Here is a 19,079-nt window from a genome sequence, read left to right on the forward strand (position 1 = left end):
GATCGTGGGACATTCTGGGTTGGCTCCGTGCGTGTTCCCTCCCCTCGCATCGCTCGCCCCTCCCAGAGGGAGGGTGAAGTTTTTTGGCCGGTGAAGTGAAGTTGGGTGGCGACATTCTAGCGTGATTCGGACGGAAGCGTTCGAACACTTCCTCAATTCACCCTCCTGGCAGGAGGGTCGAGCGAAGCGAGGGGAGGTCGAACGGTGACACACCAAACCAGCCTCCAACTCAGTCGAACATCAACTCCACCGCATCCAGCACGGGTTTCGAATCGTTCTCGGTGGTGTCTTCGATCTTGATTTCAAATTGGTAGCCGAACCCGTCCGGCAACTTGGATAAATCCAGCTCAGCAGGTGTTCTCGCAACTTGTTTGGCGAAGCCGGGCACGTGGTCGTAGCTTTCTTTGATGGTGGTCCACTCGGTCCACTGATCAATCGACTGATCTTGGTCGACATCCACGCCGACTCGAACTTGCACTCCATCCACCCAAGGCCCATCGCTGACAAAGTCCATTGCCTGCTGCGTCGCGAGATAGAACTTGCCCTCGGCAAACATGATGTCCGGATCAGGATGGCCCTTGCCAATGTTGCCGCACCAAGTGAACGGTTCATCGATGCTCTTGGAAGTGAACCAACCGACGCTCATCGACTTGCTGTCCGCTGGATCGTAGTCGCAGAACAAGTAGTACTCGCCGCCGATCGAGATCGCTGCCCAGTCGCCGTACGCGTTTTGTTCTGGCTTGTGAATTTCATACTTCGCGACGTTGGTCTTGAATCGCTCGGGGTTTTCCTTCAACCAGTGCGGGTGTTTGTACGTTCCGATCTTACCGGTTGGCTTGGTGCGTTCATCGATCGGTGGCGACAACGCTTTGAAATCCTGCAAACCATCGGGACTGACCGCGTGCACAGCCAAAGGCGAATCCCACGCATGCGTCTGCGCGTTGATGGGACTCCAATCTTCCAAGATCAGATGAAACTGACCGTCCGAATCACGGATGATCGCACAATCCGATCCGTGCGTTGGGTCGTCGTAGGCCATGCCCTTGTTCTCGCCCGGCAGGCCGTCGAACAGATCGTCATCCACGTAAACATGCGGGTCTTGGTCGTTGGGGAAATCGTAGTAAAAGTACGCCTTGCCGTCCGCGAATTCTGCGGTGGTCATCCACTTAGCAAAGCTTTCCGTGATCGGGCCATGGTGCACCCAGTTGACCATGTCACGACTCTGCCAAGCGTGATAGCCACCGAGGCGTTTCTTCTTGCCGCCGGGTGCGTCGTATTGATTGGCAAACGGAGTCGTCATCAGCGGCATCTCAAATCCGTCCAGCGTGGCGGGCTCCGGCTGAAACGGAGCTTGTTTGGATCGGTCTTTACGGTTTCGGCCATTTCCATATCGACCAAACATCCAGTAATTGTCTGGTCCGAGACTCAACATCACCGGCGCGTCACCCAAATTGACTGGTCCGAGGTTTCCCGCTGGTTCCCAGTTCAACCAAGCAGCCGACTGAGTCACAACGATGGACTTGGCCGACCGCTTCATCGGAAACGTTTTCAGCTCACTCTTCAAAGTCGCGAGCTTGGCCGTCGGAACAGCTTGGCCATCCTTCAGCTTGAGTTCAGAACTCGATTCCAAGCCCGACGTCCACTCTTCCTGCGTTTCAATCCGCCAGGTCTCATCGGACACTGCGAGATTCGGACAACAGACCATGCCAAGCAGCAATGAGGGCAAAAGGGCGTTCAACGATCGTCGTGATTTCATGGTGTGTCCTTTACGTTGTCGGTGTGGGTAATTGATTCCAGTTCATTGTCGATGCCAAGATCCGTCACGGAGCCCAGACTGCTGACGTGATTGCCGCTCGACAGTTCAGCCAGCACAACGGGGTGCTGTGTCTCGTTGGTGAGCGTGATATCAGAGGCTCGATAGGTCTTCGGAGCGTGTTTTTCAAAGAGCGTCTCATGCCCCTTTGGAACATCTGGAAAGTCAACGCTCAAGAAATCAAACCTCAAAGCGTAGCCAATGATGATCGGACGCAGTGTTTCTTCCGCAGGCGAGCGTTGCCACAGCCGGATGTCATGCCCCTTGCCTTTAATCGCCGCCAAGGGGTGATCACCGAGTGAATGAGGAGCTGGCAGCACCTCCAGATCAATTTGCTGACCCGAGTGAGAATCGGAGTGCACGTACAACAGAGGCCCGTACGCTGCGTTGCCACGGCAATTTTCAATCACACCTCGGCTGGGCAACGAATACCCTTGCACAACGCAGTCCAGCACGGTGCAATTCGTCACCGTCGCCTTCTTCGCCATGTAAAGCTTGATTCCGCCACGTGATGTTTTCACTACACAGTTATCAACGATCATTTCTCCGGCGCCCTTGTAGGCTCGGATGCCGTCTTCGGTGCAGTTGATCATGTGGTCGCGAGGAATTGGCAGCCCACGAACGTCTTCCGGCCATTGCAATTGATAGTCAAATCGCTTGGCCAGATCACGTTCATTGCGTTCCTCGTAACAATCGTTGCTGGGCCGCAACGTTCCTTCGACGATCGTATTTCTCACTGTTGTTCGATTGCCGCCCTGCACATAAATGGCGTGGCCGAAGGCTTCCATTTTGATTTGGCACCCGTCGATCACCACGTTGTCGCCAGTGATTTGAATGCCGCAATGCTTTCGCAATCCGAGCACGCTGCCCGCACCGATCCCGTACATATTGCCATACCCGTACGGGTACGACCCGCGAATGATCATCTTCATCCCGAACACGCGATTGTTGTCACCGGGGATCACCATCTCATTCATGCCGCCATACTTGCGACCTCGGTTGTAGCTTCCAAAGTCGGTCACTTCCGTTGAGCCATCCGGATAGGTGTCCTCCACGAAACCGCCACGAATGGTGATCCCACTCCCTGACAACCGAAAGAGATTCCGCCCCGATGCAACCTCAATTGGCACGTTCAGTTTGACGCCAGTCAGCTCGACGTCATTGTCGGAACCGGAAAACCTCAGCCCTTTGCGGTCCGCCAAAAGGTACTCACCGGGCGTCATCACTATCTGCTGTCCACTTTCCTTCGCAGCGTGCCGAAGTCCTTCAATGGAATGGACTCGAATGACAGGTCGGCTGGCAGACGTCTCATCCGGTTCGATCGGCAGCAACTCGTGCACGCGAAAACTGGAATAAACATGGTGGGTTCCGACCATGCGGAAACCAAAGAAACCTTCGCGATAAGCAACGCCGCCTTCAGGCCCCAGTTGCGTCATACGTTGAACAATCTTGCCATCAGAATCTCGGTCTTCCAATCCGACTGAGTCGCCTTGCCGGAATTGATAGACCAACCTTCCGTCCAGGATGTACTGAACCACGTCGTCATAAGCGACCAACTGGACCGTCATCTTGCGATTGGGCTGGATCAGATAACCGGGGTGGTTGTCTTGTTCGTTCAAAGCCACATGCGGAACGGGCTTGCCGTTCTTTGACCGAGGGTAGCGGCGCATGCGAGTCGTCGTGTTCTTGCGTCCTCCACTGCTGGCGTAGTAGCCATGCATTTTGTCGTAGTCCGTGAACTTCCCCCAATAGCGAGACTCATCAAACAATCCCTTCTCAGAATCCGCGGGATCGGTCGCCATCCAAAACTGATTCAAATCCCGCGGTTCCACACCGCGAATGGCGGGATCATGGGTGGGGCAAACCACGTCATACGTGATCGCGATTCGCGTCGGCAATTTTTCCCGGTACCAAACCGTGCAGCCGCGTCCCGGAACCAAACAATCCAACGTCTCATCCTTCGCCCGAACCGATGCCTCTGGGAAGCCTTTGCGGTCTTCGATCTGCACCACCCAGTCGTCGAGCGTTTCAAAGTTGTCATTCGCGAGCAACTTGCCAACACGAAAGTTCCCCACGCCATAGCCGAGCACAACAGGCGACGACTCGTCCGTCTGAACAGCTCCCGACGATTCGAACTGGCTCGCCGTTTCAGCACCGGCCACGACGAAGTGACCACCGCCGAGCAACACGGCGAAAACAACGAACAAACGGGATGCAAACAGAGAACGCTGCATGGAAATGACTATTGAACCAAGCTTTGCATTTGGAAAAGGGAGCAAACAATACATGCCGTTCATTCCGTTGCCCTCGCTTCTACATTGGATGCCGTGTCACTGCATTGAACCCAGACATCTCGATGATACTTGTTGTCCTCCGCCGCCACTTGCGAGTTCAGCACGCTGGACAGACGTTTCCAGGTCCCTTTCGCATGTGAGCCGCCTTCGGCAGGAGGTTCGACCATGGCGTATCCCACCAAACGTTTCCACTTGCTGTGGTTGCGATCGAGAAAGTAGCCACGAACGCTAGCGAAATAATCTCGCTGTGGGTGATCGCTCGGCAGATCCAGATCCAGCGGTTGGTTTTCGACAAAGTAATAAGGATCGGTGGTCAGAATGTTTTGCCCGGTTTCGGCATGTTCGATTTCAAACACCGGCAACGATCCGGAAACCGGCTTCGCAAACAACTGCATCGACACGCCGCCACGAACAACCGTCGTCATGGGGCACTGGTCCGCACTGAAGTCCAACAGCCCATAATCGACGTGGTCCACCAGCGATTGAGCCCGCTTCATGGTTTCCACTTTTTCACCAACAACCAGGTAACTGCGGAACCAAATCGTCGATCCCGGAACGATGCGAAGCTTTGGAATGATCTCGCAAACGTCGTAGTTTCGAAAACTATTTTCCGGCCGAGTCGCCCAATCTTTCCATTCGTTTTTGTAGAGCGGATCGCTCGCACGCCAATCGCGATACAACGAGTGTTTGAATTGGCAATAAGCTTCGCCGTTGGCCTTGCGTTCCAATTCGCGTTCCAGATGTTTGTCGCGACCGTACACCAACGCCAAACTTGGGCTGTCTTCCGCATTGGATTGACACGATAAATTCCAACCCGCGGTTTCGCGAACGTCCACGGTGCCGTGTTCGCTCAAAAAGCCTTCCCGCTCAAGCAATTCGCCTTCCGGAGACGCCACGTACCGAAGCGGCAGACTGCTGATCCGTGTGCCGCCCCAAGGTGCATTGAGGTGATCAAAAACGACGTCGTCTCTTTGGCTGAAATTATGCACCACCCAAGTCATCTCGATCACGCCATCGCCCGCATCGCGAATTTGTGTGTAGTACAGCAACGGCGATCGATGCACGCTTCGGATCTGCGGAACCAAACCCCAGTTCAACATTCGAATGGCACGAGCGTCTTCGTCAATCTCGTAGGCCAACAGCGGACAGTACAGAGACTTCAGCTCCGACGAATTGGGGATGTACGCCCCCGAGTTGTGAACAAAGAAAGTGTCACTCAGCCCAAGTTCCGCCAGCTTGTTCTTGACCTCTTCGACTTGTGACGATGATTGTTCCGGTCGACGTCGATTGGGCCGCTCTGTCTTGATGCCGTTGAACTGGGTGCACACAGCAACGAACTGCCAAACCTCGTCGTTCCAAGGCGACAGTTTGCCACCGGGCTTTCTCCAAGATGGCGGCAAACTTTCACCGAACGAGCCTCGCAGCGAATAGATTTGACCGCCTTTGCCCATTCGCAATCGAAACGAATCTGCAGGAGATTGTTGATGTTGCATCTCGACTTGGAAGACAGCCGCTTCATCAATCCGGTCGTCCCACACGCTTGGGCTGGGCGAATACTGCGTCTGAAATTTGGTTTCGCCGTTGACCGATTCGACTCCAACTGTGGACCCAGGAAACACGTCCAATCTGGAATTGGCGGAGTCGGCCGCTTGGGTTGTCCATCGCAAGTTTCGAAATTGAGGTGGTTCGCCTTTCCAACGCTGGCCGACGATACGTGATTGAGCCGATTCGCCTCTGCCGCTGGTGAGACGTTCGACATCGCTCAGTTTCAATTGACGAATTCCTTCCCAATTGGCAAGCGACTCTGCAGCGGCATTCTGAAAATCGCCAGGCGTTAACTCGATCGTTTGCCAAGTCTCACCGCCATCAAGCTCGACAGTCGCCGCGTATTCATCAATCACGGCCACCAACGAATTCGCTTGCACTGACTGCACCTCCAGAGTCAGCTTCGCGTTTGCGGGAGCTTTGTACTGATCGGCGCTGAGCTTATTCGTCGTCCGAGCCCACTGTTCCGGCCGATAGGTGAACCATTCACGCTCCCAATCGCTCGCGAAATCTTCGATGAGGTTGGTGTGTTGCTTGGTCGCTTTGACACCTGCGGCACGCAACTGTTCGGAGTCAAACATTTGAACCACCGATGACAGGTTCACTTCGTCGGTGCGATACGTTCGGTAGTAGTAGCCAACGCCTTCCACTGTTTCAGACAACCGATAGGTCACGTTGGCATAAACCCACAACGGTTTGCTCGTACTTGAAATCGGCATTTTCGCGGTCCAGGCGTCATCACCTTCGGCGGCGGAAACATGGTGCCAAAATCGATGCACCACGTCGTCTCGATCGGATGGTGTTTCGCCGGGTTTGCCGTTTTGGGTGTAGTACACATCGACCGACTCGATCGGCATGGACGCGTCCGCCTGAACCTTGGCTTTCGGAACGCCATCGGAACCATCCCAAACCATCGTCACCTTTGGTGTCTGGGGAAATTGGAAGGCGTTCTTTAGATGCTGATCAAACCAAAGCAACGTCGCCGCTTCATAGGCGGGCGTGTCTTGGTGGTTGTGATGGGGTGAGCAAGTCACCCGCCAATCTTGACTTTGAATCTCACTCACCGCACTGGGCAGGTCACCAATCCGTCCATGGAAATCATTCGCGGGGCTGAGGAACATGATCGGGCACTGGATCTCACTCAGGCTCACGTCATCGCCCAATGTCTTTCGAAACAATTCGCTGTCGTTGTAGCGATCGCTGATTCCGCCGCATGATGGCGCAGCGGCTTTGACTCGAGGATCCACCGCGGTCAACACTGTCAATTTGCCGCCCATGGAGTGCCCGTAGACGCCAAGTCGGTTTGCGTCGACTTCCGGTTGCGATTCCAAAAACGTCAACGCTCGACGGGCAGCGATCGCACACAAGAACCAACCGCTGTTGCGTGGCGACTCCACATCGTCCAACGTCCACTCCCCAGGCTTCGCACTCGGGAACTGATTCCCAGGATTGCGAGATGGAGCGTGATAGCCATCCACCACGCCCCAGTCGGTGGTAAGCCTGTAAGCGGGATCATCCGTTTTCTGATCCCAGAACAGCTTCACTTCGTCGCGAGAAACTCGGTGGCCGGGTGCTGAGATCCGACCGGCCCAAGCGATCGAGACCGTCGCATAACCTCGTTTCGCATTGGCAACGCAAGCCTTGTAGTCCGCGAATTGACCGCCGCCGTGAATTTGAACCAACCCCGGCACATTCGTGGCACCTTTGGGAACACCAAAGACCGCGGCGAGTTTGGCTTCGTGTCCTTTGAACACACCCATTCGAAAGCGAACGATTTTGAGATCGACGCCGTCCTCTTCCCATTCTCTCACCACCTCCACATTCAGAGGCTCGCTCGTGGGATCGAAGCCACGCCACATCTCCTCAAAGTTTTCCGGAGCACGTCCGTCGACGAGCGACGGCAAAGTCTCATCCAATTGTGCCGGCGCGAAATCTGCGCCGCACAAAACAACCATGAGAGCCAACAACACGCAACGAATCGACGCACATCGATGACGAGGAGAGAACTTCATAGGATCGAGATTGGACTGGTGGGAAGGATGGGGAATGAGAGCGGATCTGAGAGGCAGACGTGGCTACCCAACTATTTCGCGATCGCCCGTTTCGAATACGGTTCCGACGAATCCTTTCCGTTTTTCATCGTCGGGTAACTGACCAGAAAATGATTTTCATCGATCAGGTTGAAAACGTAATGCGTCGCCTCTTTGGGCAATTCAACCTCCACACGGTCACCCACCATTTTCGCGGGCAGCCGATACCATTCCTCGTATCGTTCGCCTCCGTTGTCCGTGTAGATCAGATTGGCTTTCACCACCTTCGCCCCGTTCGTTTGAAACTTCGCCCACACGATGTTTCCATCCCGTCCGTGATCGGCCACCTGGCAAACCTTGTCTTTGTTGGGCAAACGACGCAAACAATTTGGGTTCAGATAGGGCGTACTCGCGGCCGTTTCATCGAGACGCCGTTGCAGCTCTTCGTTCATCGCCGCTGCCTTCTCCGGCATGTCAGCGGCCAAATTGTTGGACTCCTCGATGTCCACGCGTTGGTTCCGCTCGTCATAGAGGCGGTACAGCTCCAGCGGATTGTCATCGCCTTGCAAGACATCGTCCCAATTTCGAATCAGCTTGTAGCCGCCGACGCGAAGAGTGGACTGCATCGACGAGTGCGGGAAATGCCAGAACATCGAATCACGAGGCTTTCCGTCGCGACCAACGATCAAGGACGCATCCGTTGGATCTGATGCAAGCAACGACGACAGGTCCGCTCCATCGAGATATTGCTCGGCCGGTTTGGGTGTTCCGGTCCAAGACAAAATGGTTGGATAGAAATCCAAACCGTTGACCATCGCATTGGATTCCGTTCCCGGTGCGATCCCTGGGCCGCGAATGATCAATGGGACGCGGACGCCGCCTTCCTTCGCGTTGATTTTGCCTTTGTCGAGCGGATAGTTGTCGGTGATGATTTCGCCCGGATGACGCTCCATCCCGCCATTGTCCGACGTGAAGATCACGTACGTGTTCTCGCTCAGTTGATGCCCCGGCCAACGCGGGTCTTCCGTGGTGTCGAGGTAACGCAACACGTTGCCAACATAGTGGTCCAGCATCTCAACCATCGCACCGTAGAACGGATTGCGTTGCCCTTCGAGCTCCCAGATCTTCGGATCAGTCGGGAACGGAACCTTCATTTTTTCACAGTACTTCCGCAGCAACCGTTCCGATCGCGTGTGAATCGGAGCGTGCACCAAGTACGTCGCGTGATACAGAAAGAAGGGTTCGGCTTTGGCTTCGTCCATGAACGACATCGCGTCAGCCACATTCTGATGAAACGGGAATCCATCCTCATCCAGCTTGTAAGGATCGTCGTCCGCATCGCTCGCGAATCCGGACAAGCGGTTGGGACGCATTGGTCGGGTCACGCCTCGTTCGGCCCGAGTGAAATCGAAGCCTTGGTCTTCCGGTTGTGGGAACGCGAAATGATTGATCGCGACATGCCATTTCCCCGCGTGCCCCGTCCGATACCCGTTTTCGCGAAGCGCCTCAGCAATCGTGATTTCGCTCAACTTCATTCGGCCGCTGTACCACGGCGAGATCAGAGGCGATTTCTTGGTGTAAGGCGACGGAGGTGCTCCTCCAACCACATGAGTCTTCTGTGTTCTGGCGGGATGCTTGCCTGACAGAATCGCAGCCCTCGACGGGGCACAAGTTGGTGCCGGCGAATACGCTTGCCAAAACAAGACGCCCTGCTGACTCAGCCGATCGATGTTGGGAGTCTCATAGGGGCAGGGTTCGTCTATGTCGTAGCAACCGACGTCTTGCCATCCGAGATCATCCGTCAACAGCAACACCACATTGGGCTTGTCCGGACGATCCTGCGAGAATGCTGGAGCAGCGAAACCGATCGCACCAAGAACGGCGCACGTGGCCAATGCCTGAATTTTCAAGAAGCAAGACATGAGGGTTCACCGAGGTGAGAGGAGGGAGGTGAAGGTGGGGGCGGGAAGGAGGGAGGTTGTTTGGTCGGACTTCAATCGCGGCGAGCGGCGAATGCACCAGCTCACCGCGTCAGAACTTGCAGTTCTTGAAAGGCAGTGTTCTCACCGCGTTGGGTGACGGGTTGGACTTTCCAAACGACCCATCGAAAACGGCCCAGCGATTGATCCTCTCGTGATCGCAACTCGACGGAGCAATACTTGCCGTGCTTGAGACCGGTGGTGTCAATCGTGGTCAGAGGAACAAATTTGGACCGATCTCCCACGTTCCACCCGGGATCGGAATCCAACGCACTCGCGTACAAAGTCAGCTTTTGCGGACCACGCACACCGTTCAGGTTCGTTGACCAACTGAGGATGGAAGAAACTTCCGCGACGGTCCCCAAGTCCACTCGGTACGCACCCGAGTTGACTCCATTTGCAAACACGGGACCGTATCCGTCCGCCAACTTGCCATCGAGGAGCGTTCCAATGGGTGCATCGCGAACGGAGTGATTGGCTTCGACCTTCGCATCCGAACCGAGCATCTCGTTGAGTTCTCCTGCAGCAGCGGACTCGATATTTTCAACGATCACCATCGGCGTTTTCTGGACCGAAAGCTCGATCACCCGTTGTTCTCGAACCACTTTGAGCTGCAACGTCGCATCACTCGCCCGTTGGTACTCCGTCAGCAACTCTGCAACCGTTCGCACCGGTTTCCCATTGATTGCTTTGACAAGATCGCCGTTTTGCAGACCGGCCTCCGCGGCGGAGGTGGTCGCCACGACGGCCGATAACGCCACGCCGCCGTCTTCTTTGGCAACGCCGTATGCCGAGAACTCCGCCCCTTTCAAGTCCGCCACTCTCGCACCCAACCAATAAATCGGCTGAGGCCGCGTCACACGACCGCTGTCCGATCGCGGTTTGTTGAGCGAACTCTTGACATCCAATTCCGGAAGCACAGGCGTCGCCGCAATCTTCTTCAGCGAAGGCTTTTTCACTCCGAACTGGTCCATCGGAAAGTTTTTGAAACCGATCGCCATCGCGGGTGAACCTGCTTCCACGCGAAAGTCTCCCTTTTCGGGATCGACGAATTTCGGATCCGCGACAATCGAATTCACATCCCAACCAAAACTGGCGTAACGATCCTTCATGTCCGGAGCGTTTGCGTAGTACAGGTTGCCGTCGACTCGTTTTCCCTTGGCCGTTTTCGTCGGCATTCGAGCACCTTGCGGCGCGGCCATGAAGATGTTGCTGAAGACTTCATCACCGCTGTTGTTGTACCAAACGTGCGGGTGCAGTCCGTTATTGATCGTGATGTTGTTCCACGCCCGACGACGAAAACCTTCACGCAACTTCAATCCGCCCGCCAACATCAAGTTGTTGGTGATGTCATAGTTCGACGATCCATCGTCCAGGTCGATGTCCCAGCCATGATCGCAACGCCAGCGACTGTTTCGAATGACGGTCGTTTCCACGGCATCTAAGAATGGAAAGTCAGGCTCTTTGTCGATGACTTTTTGACTGGCACCTCGGTCGCTGCTCCAGTAGCGATCGCGGCCCCATGAATTGAACGAACCGTGGTCGTGCGTTTCTTGGACGGTGTCGAAGACATCACATCCTTCAATCAAGTGACCGCCCCAAGCTCCATCGCCGATGTTGATGCCGGCCCGAGCGCAGTCGTAGATCGAGCAATCACGAACGGTGATGTGCTGCGCCATTTCGATCTGCACGCCTGCCGGTTGCCGTTCGACTCGTCCAATCCCGTGGATCAAGCAATCTTCAACCACACAATCCGCTGGGTAGTTGTTCGTTTTCGGTCCTGGCGTTCGATCGACCTTTGCCAAATCGTTTTTGTGACCGTACTGAAACAACGGGTCTCGCACCGCGTTGGGGTCCCCGACAAAGCAAACGCCGCTGGCTCCCGCGTCGTGAATGTGGCACCCGTGAATATGAGCCCGGCGGTTGTAGTTGCTGACGAAGATCGCATTGCCACCGACCTGATCAAACTCGGAATCCGCGATCTCAATGTCTTCGGTTCCGGTCAACACCACGGAACCGCCGCGGTAGATCGTCCAGTCCGATCGCAGCATCGGTTCCTTGGTTTCCATGAACGTTCGAGCGGAGTGCCGGAAGACAAAACCGTTCAATGTGATGTGCCGAACAGGTTGTTGCTCGGTGCCGTTGAACTCGATCAAGTGCCGCAACCGAACAACCTCGATTTTGGCCGTCTCTAAATCCATCGCTGGGCCGGGATAGAAATACAACGTGTTCATTTTCGCGTTGTGACACCACTCGCCCGGTGCATCCAATTCTTCGAAGATGTTCTCGACCATCCGCTGGTCCTTGTGCATTCCCGAGGGTCGATTGTTTTGCCATCCGCCCTCGTAGGTCACATCGCCATCTGCATCCTTGCCGGTGATTTGATAGTGATACCCGCCCCAGCGTGCTCGGTGCATCGCGTGGATGAATCCGCCAGTCGGATCGCTCCACTTCGCTGCTCGTTCTTTTGAAAACGCGTCCGCAGCATGACCTTGATACGCTTGCGTCTTCTTAGTCGGATCAAAATTGGGATAGCGAGCCATGCGTTGCATCCGGCCATCGACAAACAACTGATCGATCGCCAACCCCGGTTCCGTGCTGGCTTGCATGATGCCATCCCGAAACGGCTTCCAATTCAACTCAACCGGTGAACCTCCACTCAAAACCGCCTGTCCTTCGTTTTCAGCACGATAGACCACCGGGTTCTCAGCCGATCCCGAATCGCTCGGTTCGAACACCAACGTTTGGGCCAAGTGATGCACACCATTGCCAACCCAAACCGTCACGGGTTGTTTGCCAACGACTGCCTTCACGATTTCCCGAGCACGATCGATAGAGGCAACCGGCGCCGAGCGAGAACCGTTGTTGGAGTCATCGCCTTGCACGCTGACATACACATCCAATGCGTTTGCCGACTGCATTCCCAACGTCATCCACATCAGCGTGCAGATAACCCACGACAGACGATCCAACCGGGAAGACGCAACTCTGTTCCTCAGGCCGACGGATGACTCGTCAATGATCGCCGGCGTTTCCGAACGATTCCCAAGAACTGGCCAGGAGACTTGCGTTCGAGAGAAATGCATTGTGATTTTCAAAGAGAAAGAGTTCTGCCAAGCGGCCACAATGATCCAACCGTCGGAAAACTCCACGGGTCAATGCGGCGTGCCCGAAATGTTTTGCGACATCTAGGGACACGAAGCGGCCGCAAACACAACTTACCGGACTGGAATCAGTCACCAGCATAACAACCGAACCCCGCGGTTTCTCCTGTCCAAGCCGCGCAATTGGACGCGTTCTGGTTGCCTCCGCCACGCCGATGTAGTCTCAACGAACGAAACTCGGCGAACGCTGTTCAGGCGATTTTCGTCCTCGCCACGTTCCAACCAAACCATATTGAAACCGGATGAAACACCAGCAAGTTGACCATTCGCTCGGCGACGGCATCTACTTCTCGCAAGAATCCTATCCCGGTTTCATCCGTCGCTTGATCGCGATGGTGACTGATGGAGCGATTCTGATGTTCGTCGGCATCGCGATTTGGATCTTTCTGGCGCTGCTGTTCTACGTCCTAGAGTCTCACCGAAGTCCAGAGGCGCTTCACTTTGCGATTTGGCTCACGATCGCTTGGGTCTACATGACGGTGATCAAACGTTCTCGGCTTCGCACGATCGGTTACCGATTGTCGGGCCTTCGAATCATTGACATACGTGGATCCCGGCCGTCACTGACGAGGATGACACTTCGACTATTGATGTGGACTTATGGCCCATTCAATTTCATTCTCGATCTGATTTGGTTGGGCGCTGACTCAGAGCGACAAACATTGCGAGATTGCTACTGCGGCACCTACGTCGTCCGTGCCACCGCGCAACCGGAAGGCTCCGCACCAATGCACCTCACCCGATATTTCGCGGGCGGAATTGCACCGTCCTACCCACGCGTCGTCCGTCCCAGGAAGTTTGCATGAACGCTCTCTCGATCCGAGACCTGACCGTTCAAGACTCCTCCGCGGTCGTTGAATTGAACGAAGCTGTCGTCGCACTCACCAGTCCCATGGATGCCGAACGGTTCGCAATGCTGTACGAACTCAGCAATCTGAGACTCGCGGCGGAAGTCAACGGACAGCTTGCCGGATTCCTGCTCGCGAGTCCTGTCGGCGCGGCATACGACAACGGCAACTTCCAATGGTTCTCCGAACGCCACGAAGACTTCGTTTACATTGACCGGGTCGTGGTATCAAAAGAGTTCCGTGGTCTTGGCGTTGGCCGTGCCCTGTACTTGCGAGCGTTTGACGATTCGAAGCGACTGGGGGCTTTACGCATTTGTGCGGAAATCGATTCAGAACCTGCCAATGACGCATCGCTCCACTTCCACAAGTCGACGGGTTTCATTCCCGTTGGCACTCGACAGCTGGACAGTGGAAAAACGGTCTCCATGCAAATTCGGTCGCTCACTGATTAGCGTCTCTCGACCAAACGATCTCGTAACCCCGAGTTGCTTGGAGGTCATGCCGTTTTGAAGTGCCGTTTCTCGGCAGATCTACACACGGCGTGCCTCTCCCGAAACGAAGTTTTGGGGGGAGGTCAAGCGACGCCGTTCAGGCGTACGCGAGGGAGGGGGCCGAGCATGGGAAACGGCGCGCACTACCCTCCCAGGAATCCTCGCTGAACGCTCGCATCCCAACCCTACCCAGCTGCGTTCAGGAGATTGATTTCAACCTTGCGAGCGCAGCACTTCAAAAACTGCACAGCCTTCTTGCTCGAAATGTGTGCACTGAAGATCGCAAAAACATCTCCATTAATTCGTCTCGATATCAATACACGCACGGAGTACAAGGTCTTTGGAAGTACTACCGAAGTCCACTCTCGAACGGCGCGACTCGACCCGAGATTCGCGAAATTCTGGGGGCGGTCGCGGATCGCACGATTGAGTTCGTCCGGCTTTCTCAGACAAGCAAACGAGATCAGTTCTTGCGGAGACTGGAGAACAGCTTGGAGTCGGGTGACTCAGGCAGCGAGGCTTTCCAGTCCGCCAGCTGTTCCGACAGTTTCGAAACGGCATTGGGATGCGTCTCCTTCAAGTCAGTCGACTCATAAGGATCGGACACGATGTCGTACAACTCGAGGTAGCTCGAATCTTGGTTCGCCAACAGCTTCCATCGTTCATTCACCACGCAGTACGAAGCCCAGTGATGCGGACGAGATTTCTGGGCAGGCCAGCGTGCACCGTACTTCCAAAACAAAGGCTTGGTGCGTCCCGTTGACGATTGCCCCTGCAATGCCGAAACCTGGCTGACGCCGTCGGGTTGATACGCGGAAGGCAATTTGACGCCGGCGATTTCGCAGAATGTCGGCAACAAATCCACGGCGCTGATCATCGCTGAATCATTGGTTTCTCCCGCGGCGACTTTGCCCGGCCAACGCACGATGAACGGAACGTTGATGCCACCTTCAAACAACGACGCCTTGTAGCCTTTTCGTCCTGCGGTGATTCCTTTGGCGGCACCAATGCCGAAACCCGCTCCGGTCGCGGTGTCGTAGCTCAACTCCAATTTAGCATTGGCTGAACCGCGAGCCGGCCCGTTGTCGGAACTAAAGATCACCAAAGTCTCGTCAGTCAACTTCAACCGATCCAAGGCGTCCAAGACTTCACCAATGCGATCGTCCGCGTGCGACAGCACTGCTGCATAGATTTCATCGGCTTCGCTCAGCCCACTGTGGCGAAAACGCCAGCGATACTTTGGAATCACATGGAATGGAGTGTGGGGTTCATGGACCCACAAGTTGACGAAGAATGGATCGCCTTCGGAATGAGCCGCTTCGATGAACTTGATCGTTTCATTGGCGTCCTCGTGAACTGGCATCTGCTCGCCCGAGCAATTGAACGCTCCGTATCGATCGTATCCGTATTCCGCGGGCGTGGGCGAATCCGGAATCATGTCGTTGGACAGGTGCCACTTGCCAAAGTGAGCCGTTTTGTAGCCGCCGGATTGCAACAACCGAGGCAGCGTGACGGCACTGGGATCCAACCAATCGGGCATGTTGCGTTTGGCGTTGCTGGGCACCCAAGCGAAGTGGCCGTCGATGTTGTGGCGAGCCGGGAATTGCCCCGTCATCACAGCCGTTCGACTGGGCGAACACACTCCGCTGGCAACCGTGAATCGTTCAAAGTCCGTGCCCTCGCGTGCCAAGCGATCGATGTTGGGAGTTCGCACATAGGGATGCCCATGACAAGACAGATCGCCCCAACCCCAATCGTCAGCAAAGATAAAAAGGATATTGGGCTTTTTGCCGACCGACGATGTGACCGTGTCTTCTGCGGCGGCACAGCGAGATTCCGCCGCACCAGCCAAAACGAACAGCATCACCACTGTCGTCAGGCACACGTAGCGAACGCACTGCAAAGGGAAGCTCTTTGGGAAGCTCTTTGTGAAATCCTTTGGATTCGTCATTCGTATTCACTCAATCGATTGGTTCGGAATTGATGTTTCGGTTAGCGATGAATGAGTTGTTTTGCGTACCAAGATCATTCGCCCGCCAGCACAATTTTTGATCCATCGTTTCGACGTCTAATTCGACTCGGCCTCACCCAACTCTTCGCGAGCACCTTTGCCTTTTTTCTGTTGCTCCGTCCGGTACTCGCCGGGCGACTGGCCAGTCTCACGTTTGAAGACCGCGCCGAGACTCTCCTTGTGACTGTAGCCGGCGAGAGGAGCGATTTGTTCCAACGTCATGTCGGTTTCAGTCAACAACTGACGCACGCGTTCCAGCTGAGTCACCGTGATCTGATGATGCGGCGTGTGGCCCAGCACTTCTCGGAAACGTCGCTCAAGTTGCCGACGCGATAGCGATGTGAACTTGACCACGTCACCAACGTTGATTCCGTTGCAAGCGTTCTGGCGAATGAAGCGACACACTCGTGCGAGTTCAGCGTCTTCGACCGCGACGACCTTGGTCGACAATCGTTCCGTCACTGAAATTGGCGGGATACGTTCGACTTCTTTGTCAGGCACCCAGCCGTTGAGCATTTGTTGCAAGATCTCGGCGGCTCGGTACCCCGCCAATTCCGCATTGGGCCGCACGCTTGAGAGAGATGGATCACAAATCGAACAAATCGTGTCATCGTCATCGACGCCGATCACACCCACATCGTCAGGCACGGCGATGTTTGCAAACCGACATGCATTGAGAACTTGTTGTCCGCGAATGTCGTTGCACACAAACAAGCCAGTGGGCCGTTCCAATGTCGACAACCATTCAACCAAAGCCTCTTGTTCAACAACGCCGGCCCGTTCGAGTTCTCTCAACGTGATGCCGGGAGCGCCCGGCGATTGATGCTCGGTGAATGGACAACCAGCCTTCTCCACCAGTCTGCGAAACGCAATCAACCTGTCGTCGGAATAAGTCGCGAATCGAAAGCCGCAAAAAGCGAAGCGTCGAAAGCCGCGTTCCCAAAGATGCTCGAACGCCATCTCAGCGATTCGCTCGTTGTCAGCCACGACCTGTGGCACGCCTGGAAACTTTCGGTTGCCACGCACGTCCACGATCGGGACACGTAACTTTCGAAGCGGATCGATGCTGTGGTGATCCAGACGTGCGATCACGCCGTCGACGCGCGTTCTAGATATCCAATCGGGCACCACCGAATCGATCGTCATCTCTTCATGCAACAACGACCAATCGCCCTTCGTCCTCGCATAAAACGCGATGCCCCGCAGAAGCTCGCGACCATAGGCCCGTGAGACCTCCACCAGCAAAGCGATTCGGGGTCGATTGATATGAGTCACTGACGTGATTTCTCCAAAGCCGGACACGCTGTCGCAAAACGACACCTATTTGTCGCAAATCATTACCTGCGAGGGACGCAACACAGAGTCTATAGGCATCGACCAGTCTAACAGAACACAAAGACGCCGCAATTCGCGAGCCACACGTGACTCCACATTTGCGAGCCACCTCCTTCACCATGTCGCAAGACCTTTGGCTGAGCCGGTCGCAATCAGTGCTGAATCAAAGGATCAGCAGGTGAACATGCATTCCAAGATCGGTAACAAAAACGCAGGGCGGGTTGGCAAAGGATCTGCCGCTGGGTCAGAGTGAAAAGAGACGATCACCATCACTCACATCCAGGACTCTCCTCGTGCCTTCACTTCGACGCTCAGCAAAACATTGCTTCACTCGCCTTCCACTTGGCGTGCCCATCCTGGTTGCGACGTGCTTGATGTTGGCGGGAATGCCAAACGCCTCCGCGATCGAAGGCCAATGGCCCAAGTTTCAAAACGGCGGGCTTTCGTCGATCGACACCGCATTGCCGACGGAGTGGTCACCCGAGCAAAACATTGCTTGGACAGCCGACATCAAAGGGTACGGCCAATCAACACCGATCGTGGCTCACGACCAAATCGTTGTGACCTCAACCAGCGGAGAGAACAAGGACGACTACCACGTGTCATCTTTCGCGATTGATACCGGCGAACTGAATTGGCAAGTCGACGTCGCCAACCCATCGCCCTTCAAAAACTCTCCCATGGTCAGCCGCGCCGCACCAAGCGCCGTCGCAACCGAAGCAGGCTTTGTCGCCTTTTTCGAAGGCGGTGTTCTGCTCGCGATCTCACCATCGGGCGAAACACAATGGAAACGAGACCTCGTCGCTGAGTTCGGTCCCATCACCGCTCGTCATGGTTTATCCGCATCTTTGGAAGCCGACTCGACTCGCGTTTTTGTGTGGGTTGAACGAGAGGAAGCTCCTTACATTTTGGCCGTCAATCCAACGACTGGCGAAGACATCTGGAAAGCCGATGGGTTGGGCGCGACATCATGGGCGTCACCGCGATTGGTGCCTGTCGAAGATGGCCAACAACTCGTGTGCAGCGCCAGCGGAAAACTGGTTGGTTTGGATCCATCGACGGGAGAACGTCTTTGGGAATTCACCGACCTTTCCAACAACACATCCAACACACCAACGATTGTCAGTGAGGGACGCTTTCTAATCGGAGCTTCCGATGGTCGCGGCGAAACCAACGCGGGCGCGTCGGCGGCCAGCAACGGTTTGATCGAAATCAGCAAAGGCGACGACGGTAAGTTCCAAGCAGGATTTGTATGGCAAGCCAAGAAGGCAACCTGCACGTTCGGAAGTCCAGTCCTTGCGGGTGACACCGCCGCGATCGTCAATCGAACCGGAGTGCTCTATCGGTTGGATTTGGAAACGGGCGAACAAGTCTCCGCGAAACGGACGGATGCGGGAGGGCTCTGGGCGACTCCATTGGTCGCGGGCGGCAACCTGTACCTGTTCGGCTACAAGGGAACGACCAGCGTGATCTCGCTGGCCGATGGCAAAGAGATCGCCGAAACCTGGCGTTTCTTCTCCGTCGCCGCCTTCGGGCCAGCAACGGTTTTCGGCGATCTCTTTGCCATCG

General features: G+C 55.3%; 10 protein-coding genes. 3 read left to right on the forward strand and 7 right to left on the reverse strand.

What is annotated here, in order from left to right; genetic code table 11:
- Positions 1–229: 229 nt before the first annotated feature.
- From B2R17_RS03700 to B2R17_RS03720, 5 genes are all read right to left on the reverse strand, one after another.
- Entirely contained in the window at positions 230–1,756 is a 1,527-nt protein-coding gene (locus B2R17_RS03700) for a hypothetical protein (protein WP_286762897.1), read from the reverse strand.
- Positions 1,753–4,110: a right-handed parallel beta-helix repeat-containing protein gene (locus B2R17_RS03705; RefSeq protein WP_339887288.1), complete on the reverse strand. Its 2,358-nt coding sequence runs from the start codon at positions 4,108–4,110 to the stop codon at positions 1,753–1,755. The genes B2R17_RS03700 and B2R17_RS03705 overlap by 4 nt, the downstream gene beginning before the upstream one ends.
- Entirely contained in the window at positions 4,107–7,664 is a 3,558-nt protein-coding gene (locus B2R17_RS03710) for a dienelactone hydrolase family protein (RefSeq protein WP_339887290.1), read from the reverse strand. Before B2R17_RS03710 ends, B2R17_RS03705 begins: the two co-directional genes overlap by 4 nt.
- Before the next feature lie 71 nt (positions 7,665–7,735).
- Positions 7,736–9,604, reverse strand: a complete 1,869-nt coding sequence (locus tag B2R17_RS03715) for a sulfatase (protein WP_286762900.1) — start codon at positions 9,602–9,604, stop codon at positions 7,736–7,738.
- Positions 9,605–9,705: 101 nt separating this feature from the next.
- On the reverse strand, positions 9,706–12,747 hold the full coding sequence (locus tag B2R17_RS03720; protein ID WP_286762901.1) for a PDZ domain-containing protein: 3,042 nt from the start codon (positions 12,745–12,747) through the stop codon (positions 9,706–9,708).
- A 320-nt stretch (positions 12,748–13,067) separates the two neighbouring features.
- Here B2R17_RS03720 and B2R17_RS03725 point away from each other — a divergent pair, with 320 nt between their 5' ends.
- Positions 13,068–13,631: an RDD family protein gene (locus tag B2R17_RS03725; protein WP_286762902.1), complete on the forward strand. Its 564-nt coding sequence runs from the start codon at positions 13,068–13,070 to the stop codon at positions 13,629–13,631.
- Positions 13,628–14,125 (forward strand): GNAT family N-acetyltransferase, encoded by a 498-nt coding sequence (locus B2R17_RS03730; protein ID WP_286762903.1) that lies wholly within the window; start codon positions 13,628–13,630, stop codon positions 14,123–14,125. Before B2R17_RS03725 ends, B2R17_RS03730 begins: the two co-directional genes overlap by 4 nt.
- Before the next feature lie 502 nt (positions 14,126–14,627).
- On the opposite strand, the gene B2R17_RS03735 is transcribed toward B2R17_RS03730, so the two are convergent.
- Positions 14,628–16,115: a sulfatase family protein gene (locus B2R17_RS03735; RefSeq protein WP_286762904.1), complete on the reverse strand. Its 1,488-nt coding sequence runs from the start codon at positions 16,113–16,115 to the stop codon at positions 14,628–14,630.
- Positions 16,116–16,232: 117 nt separating this feature from the next.
- A complete protein-coding gene (locus B2R17_RS03740) occupies positions 16,233–17,495 on the reverse strand; it encodes a xylose operon transcription regulator XylR (protein ID WP_414707216.1) in 1,263 nt (420 codons plus the stop codon).
- A gap of 401 nt (positions 17,496–17,896) precedes the next feature.
- Here B2R17_RS03740 and B2R17_RS03745 point away from each other — a divergent pair.
- Positions 17,897–19,079 (forward strand): PQQ-binding-like beta-propeller repeat protein (locus tag B2R17_RS03745; protein WP_286762906.1); only part of this gene is annotated, 1,183 nt, incomplete at its 3' end.

Origin of the sequence: Rhodopirellula sp. UBA1907 (genome assembly GCF_002337565.1) — a bacterium.
GTDB classification, from domain to species: domain Bacteria; phylum Planctomycetota; class Planctomycetia; order Pirellulales; family Pirellulaceae; genus Rhodopirellula; species Rhodopirellula europaea.

Bases quoted from the DNA above. Each gene is read 5' to 3' on its own strand.
- B2R17_RS03715 (WP_286762900.1), bottom strand. From the start codon at position 9,604: ATGTCTTGCTTCTTGAAAATTCAGGCATTGGCCACGTGCGCCGTTCTT.
- B2R17_RS03720 (WP_286762901.1), bottom strand. From the start codon at position 12,747: ATGCATTTCTCTCGAACGCAAGTCTCCTGGCCAGTTCTTGGGAATCGT.
- B2R17_RS03705 (WP_339887288.1), bottom strand. From the start codon at position 4,110: ATGAACGGCATGTATTGTTTGCTCCCTTTTCCAAATGCAAAGCTTGGT.
- B2R17_RS03730 (WP_286762903.1), top strand. From the start codon at position 13,628: ATGAACGCTCTCTCGATCCGAGACCTGACCGTTCAAGACTCCTCCGCG.
- B2R17_RS03700 (WP_286762897.1), bottom strand. From the start codon at position 1,756: ATGAAATCACGACGATCGTTGAACGCCCTTTTGCCCTCATTGCTGCTT.
- B2R17_RS03735 (WP_286762904.1), bottom strand. From the start codon at position 16,115: ATGACGAATCCAAAGGATTTCACAAAGAGCTTCCCAAAGAGCTTCCCT.
- B2R17_RS03710 (WP_339887290.1), bottom strand. From the start codon at position 7,664: ATGAAGTTCTCTCCTCGTCATCGATGTGCGTCGATTCGTTGCGTGTTG.
- B2R17_RS03725 (WP_286762902.1), top strand. From the start codon at position 13,068: ATGAAACACCAGCAAGTTGACCATTCGCTCGGCGACGGCATCTACTTC.